This is a genomic window from Bartonella gabonensis (assembly GCF_903679515.1).
In the GTDB taxonomy this organism is placed as follows: Bacteria; Pseudomonadota; Alphaproteobacteria; order Rhizobiales; family Rhizobiaceae; genus Bartonella; species Bartonella gabonensis.
In genome coordinates this window covers 1-524 of the sequence record NZ_CAHOYM010000118.1, presented here as the reverse complement: position 1 = coordinate 524, position 524 = coordinate 1, and the positions used below count along the sequence as shown (strand labels likewise).

Here is a 524-nt window from a genome sequence, read left to right as displayed (position 1 = left end):
GGTCGAGGCCGCCGCCGCCGAGCTGCGCGAAATCACCGTGCCGCCCGCCCAGCACGGCCTGCGCAAGCAGCTGCTGCAGATAGCTGCGCGAGAACTCGGCCACGCATTCGGCCAGCACCTTGTCGGCGCGCAGGCCGTGCTGGGCGGGCGGCACGGTGATTTCGCGCAGCTATCTGCAGCAGCTGCTTGCGCAGGGCGCGGTCACCCTCAACGGGCGTGTGCTGGGCAAGCCTTCCGCCAAGGTCGCGGCCGGCGACCGCATGGTGCTGGAGATGCGGCCCACGCAGCAGAGCATGGCCTTCCAGCCCAAGGACATGGCGCTGGACGTGGTGCATGAGGACGAGCACCTGCTGGTCGTCAACAAGCCGGCTGGCCTGGTCGTGCACCCGGCGCCCGGCAACTGGACGGGAACCCTGCTCAACGGCCTGCTGGGGCGCGACCCCAAGGCGCGCGAGGTGCCGCGCGCCGGCATCGTCCATCGCCTGGACAAGGACACCAGCGGCCTCATGGTCGTGGCGCGCAGC

1 protein-coding gene is annotated in these 524 nt (G+C 71.2%); it reads left to right on the top strand.

The features are described 5' to 3' along the window. Positions 1-155: 155 nt before the first annotated feature. On the top strand, positions 156-524 hold a 369-nt coding region (locus HWX04_RS08930), incomplete at its 3' end, for a pseudouridine synthase (RefSeq protein WP_210259585.1).